The following is a 1,271-nucleotide window of genomic DNA, read 5'->3' on the forward strand; positions in this document are numbered from 1 at the left end:
CACTGCTGTCCCATAGTTTGCTTTAAATAAAAAACCTGAGTCTAAAGTAGTTAAAATATAAGTGCGACCAAACACTTTAACTATAAGGACTCAGGTTTTGTCACATCAGAATACCGTATTTCATCAATTACTCAAACCCATTTTAAGACAAGATTTTGAACGCCTGGCGAAACGGCATCACCGTGGGCAAACATTAAGATCAGCCACCCGCTGGGATCAGTTTATTGCCATACTGATGTCCCAACTTTCTTGCCGGCAAAGCTTAAGAGACATTCAATCCAATCTCGAATCCCAGCAGGAAAAGCTCTATCATCTTGGCGCGAAAAGCATTGCGCGAAGCACCTTAGCAAGACTTAATGAAGAACAGCCCGCCAGCCTGTATCAGCAATTGTTCACGCAGCTGCTTCAGCACTGTGAAAATTCTAAAACTGCACATAAATTTAGATTCAAGAATCCGCTGTATTCACTTGATGCAAGCCATATTGATCTTTCACTGTCATTGTGTGAATGGGCAAAAGTGCATGAATCCAAAGCCAGTATTAAACTGAGTGTTGGCTTAAATCACAGCAATACCATTCCTGAATTTGTGGCGCTTGGAGATGGCATTGAAAATGATATGGTGCAAGGCAGAGCATTTAAATTTCCTGCGGGCAGCATTATCGTATTTGATAAAGGATATATTGATTATCAATGGTTTGCTCAGTTGACAAATCAGAACATCAGCTTCGTGACTCGGCTACGCCCAAAGACAGTTTATCAAGTTAAATCAAGCCGCAGCGTATTAGCGAGTAAGGGCATTATTGCAGATGAATGTATCGAATTGAGCAGTGCGCATGCCAAGAAAAGAGGTGCACCTAAATTATTAAGACGGATAGAGTTTTATGATGCAGATAAGAAAAGGACATTCGAATTTCTGAGCAATAACTTTCATCTGGCAGCATCCACCATTGCTGCAATTTATAAAGATCGCTGGAAGGTTGAGTTATTCTTTAAAGCCATCAAGCAAAATTTAAAACTGAAGTCATTTCTGGGTCGAAGCCGTAATGCGATACAAACACAAATATGGATTGCATTAATCGCCTATTTGCTGGTGAGCTTCGCTAAACACATGGCACAGGAAGGCTGGAGTGTTCAGCGTTTACTTAGAATTATTCAACTAAATTTATTCGAAAGGAAGCTCTTAAGGTCACTCTTTCTGCCTGATAAAAAATGGCTAAAACAAGAAGAACCTCAATTGAGGTTCCTATTGTGATATTTGTGGGACAGCAGTG

Annotated in this window: 1 protein-coding gene; it reads left to right on the forward strand. The window is 40.4% G+C overall.

Going from position 1 to position 1,271, the window contains the following annotated elements; translation table 11 throughout:
• The first annotated feature begins 97 nt into the window (after positions 1-97).
• Positions 98-1,252: an IS4 family transposase gene (locus FB6_RS04765; RefSeq protein WP_174558903.1), complete on the forward strand. Its 1,155-nt coding sequence runs from the start codon at positions 98-100 to the stop codon at positions 1,250-1,252.
• The last annotated feature ends 19 nt before the right edge of the window (positions 1,253-1,271 follow it).

It is taken from the genome of Acinetobacter bouvetii, from assembly GCF_902753875.1.
Taxonomy (GTDB): Bacteria; Pseudomonadota; Gammaproteobacteria; order Pseudomonadales; family Moraxellaceae; genus Acinetobacter; species Acinetobacter bouvetii_A.